The sequence below is a fragment of the Rhizomicrobium sp. genome (genome assembly GCF_056722145.1).
The window spans coordinates 1-3394 of record NZ_JBWZET010000336.1 but is presented as its reverse complement, the minus strand read 5'-3'; the positions used below and the strand labels follow the sequence as shown (position 1 = coordinate 3394).

Here is a 3394-nt window from a genome sequence, read left to right as displayed (position 1 = left end):
GCATCGCCGAACACGTGCCCGTGGAAGCGGAAGGTCATCGCCTCGATCAGCGTCGGCCCTTCGCCGGCGCGCGCGCGTTCGACCGCCTCGCGCGCGACCGAGTACATCGCCACCGGATCGTTGCCGTCGACACGCACGCCGGTGATGCCATAGCCCTTGGCGCGGTCGGCGATCTGCGGCGCCGAGGTGCCCATCGCATAGCTGGTATGCTCGGCATAGCGGTTGTTCTGGCACAGGAAGATCACCGGCAGCTTCCACACCGCGGCGAGGTTCAGCGCCTCGTGGAACGCGCCGATGTTGCTGGCGCCGTCACCGAAGGTCGCCACCGCGACCTGGTCGGTCCCGGCTAGCTGCGCCGCCCAGGCGAGCCCGTTGGCGATCGGCATCGACGATCCGACGATCCCGGTGGTGACCATCACCCCCTTCGACACGTCGGTCAGGTGCATCGGTCCGCCCTTGCCCTTGCAGGTGCCGTCGACGCGCCCGGCGATTTCCGCCCACAGGCTCTTCAGCGGCAGCCCCTTCGCCAGCATGTCGTGGATGCCGCGGTAGATCGTGCACAGGTAGTCGTCGTCGCGCAGGTTCACCGACAGCGCCGCCGGGATCACTTCCTGCCCGCGGTAGCTGTAGTACGGCATGACCAGGCGGCCGCTGCTGATCACCTTGCGGCTGCGCTCGTCGTTCGCCTTCAGCAGCGCCATGCGCCGGAAGATTTCCAGTTGGGTCGGCCCATCCGGGCTGTTGTAATTCATCCTCGCCTCTTTTCGGTTGGCGTTGGGGAGTGGCCGCGCCCGTCCAGAATCGGTCGCGCACGGTCGGCACGGGCATATGGCCCGGCGGCGGCGAATCAAGCGCGATCGGCGCGTCCGTGCCGGATTTCGCCCCGGCGGCGCGCGGCCGCGGCGGCGTATAGCGGCAAGACGGACGACTGTTGCCCGAATATCACAAGTCACGACCCGATTGCATCACCCGGGAACAATGTTCTGCCCAGCAAGCTTTGTGCTCATGACAACCAGATGTGGCAGCAAGTTCAGCTGGCTTGCCATGTAACGATTGCACAAGGGTGTTTCTCCTTTGCCGCAATCGCATGCGAATGGGTGGGATCCCTTGGGGGGGCTGGACCTGCCGGATGATTGGAACTGACAGGAGCCCCCAATGTCTTCTTGGAAATCGTTGCTCGTCGCCGGGACCGCGCTTGCCGGCGCCATCCCGATTGCCGCCTTCGCCCAGCAGGCCCCCGCCGGGGGCGATGCCGGCGACATCGTCGTCACCGCCCGCCGCGTCGAGGAGCGCCTGCAGGACGTGCCGATCTCGATCTCGGTCTACAACCAGCAGCAGCTCGCCGCGCGCAACATCGTCAACGCCACCGACCTTGCCACCTACACCCCGTCGCTCGCCGCCAACAACAACTTCGGCGAGGACAACACCACGTTCGCGATCCGCGGCTTCGCGCAGGACATCGGCACCGCGCCTTCGGTCGGCACGTATTTCGGCGACGTCGTCACCCCGCGCGGCGCCTCGAACGGCCAGCCGATCGGCGATGGCGCCAGCGTCGGCGACTTCTTCGACCTGCAGAACGTCCAGGTGCTCAAGGGCCCGCAAGGCACGCTGTTCGGCCGCAACACCACCGGCGGCGCGGTGCTGTTCGTGCCCCAGAAGCCGACCTCGCGGCTCGAAGGCTATGTGATGGGCGGGATCGGCAACTACGACATGCGCCGCCTCCAGGCGGTGGTCAACGTGCCGCTGTCCGACAGCTTCCGCATCCGCCTCGGCATGGATCGCCAGACGCGCGACGGCTACCTGAAGAACGTCAGCGGCATCGGCCCCGACCGGTTCGAGAACATCAACTACTGGGCCTACCGCCTCAGCATCGTCGGCGATCTCACCCCGAACCTCGAAAACTACATCATCGCCTCGTACAGCGTGTCCAACACCAACGGCGCGATGAACAAGCTGGTCGCGGCGGACCCCGGCGACGGGCTGTTCGGGCCGTTCTCGGCGGCGCAGCTCGCGCAGCAGGCGGGCAACTTCTACAACATCGAGAACCCGATCCCCAACGCGCACTTGCGCACCGCGCAGTGGCAGATCATCAACACCACCACCTGGAAGGCGTCGGACACGCTGACGGTCAAGAACATCGCCAGCTATGCCCAGCTCAACCAGAAGGGCAATTCGCCGATCTTCGGCGATCGCTATCAGGTCCCGGTCGGCGGCGTGGTCTATGACACCAACTTCCAGCAGAGCGCCTCGCCCCCGGGGCTCGACACCGCCAACGAGAGCACCTTCACCGACGAACTGCGGCTCGCCGGCAACACCCCCGACAACCGGCTGACCTGGCAGGCCGGCGCCTATATCGAGGTCGTGCGCCCGCTCGGCACGGTCGGCAGCCAGTCGCCGGGCTTCGCCAGCTGCCGCAACGGCAATGGCGCGGATTTCCAGTGCACCGATCCGTTCTTCGGCTTCGCGGTCGAACAGAACCACATCCCGCCGGCGATGGTCCCGGCGCTGATCGCCGCGGGCGTGCTTCCCGACGGGGTCGGCAACATCAACCTGACCACCGGCAGGACCTCGTTCCACGACGTCGGGCTTTACGGGCAGGCGACCTACAAGCTCAGCGATGCCTTCAAGGTCACCGCCGGGCTGCGCTACACCTGGGACCACGAGACCATCGACACCGTGCAGAAGGTCTACACGCTTCAGGCCCCGCCGGCCTATGGCGTGCGCGGGGTGCAGTGCACGAACCCGCTGGCCGATGCCAACTGCTCGACGCACTTCTACACCGCGTCGAGCAAGCCGACCTGGCTGATCGACTTCGACTACACGCCGAGCCATGACCTGCTGTTCTACGCCAAGTACGCGCGCGGCTACCGTTCGGCGACGATCGCGCCGAACATCCCCGAAGGCGGCACGCTGGCCAGCCCGGACACCTCGCTCAACTACGTCCGGCCCGAGAAGGTCGACGCGTTCGAGCTCGGCGCCAAGACCAGTTTTGGCGGCGAAGTCCACGGCACCTTCAACGTCGCGCTGTTCTACAACAAGTTCAGCGACCAGCAGCTCCAGGTCGGCTTCCTGCCCAAGGACACCTCGAAGTACCCGCAGACCGCGGCCCCGGTGAACGCCGGCAAGTCGAAGATCTGGGGCGCCGAGGTCGAGGCGACGCTGACCCCGCTGCACGGGCTCGATCTGAACTTCGCCTATACCTATCTGCGCAGCCGCATCGACGCGGTCTATGCGCTGCCGAGCAACCCCGCCTACAACACCCAGGCGGCGTTCGTGGTCGGGGATCCGGAAGTGCTGTCGCCGCGCCACAAGCTTTCGGCCGGAGCGACCTACACGCTGCCGCTGCCGGCGGCGGTCGGGCGGCTGTCGGTCGGCGGTTCGGTGACCTGGCGCG

Annotated in this window: 2 protein-coding genes; one reads left to right on the top strand and one right to left on the bottom strand. The window is 66.7% G+C overall.

The window, feature by feature from the left end:
* Window positions 1-752 (bottom strand): thiamine pyrophosphate-dependent dehydrogenase E1 component subunit alpha (locus tag AC1P6P_RS18005; RefSeq protein WP_481403827.1); only part of this gene is annotated, 752 nt, incomplete at its 3' end.
* 403 nt (window positions 753-1155) lie between these two features.
* Between AC1P6P_RS18005 and AC1P6P_RS18000 the strand changes: the two genes are divergently transcribed.
* Window positions 1156-3394, top strand: a 2239-nt coding sequence (locus tag AC1P6P_RS18000; RefSeq protein ID WP_481403826.1) for a TonB-dependent receptor, incomplete at its 3' end; no start/stop codon positions are given.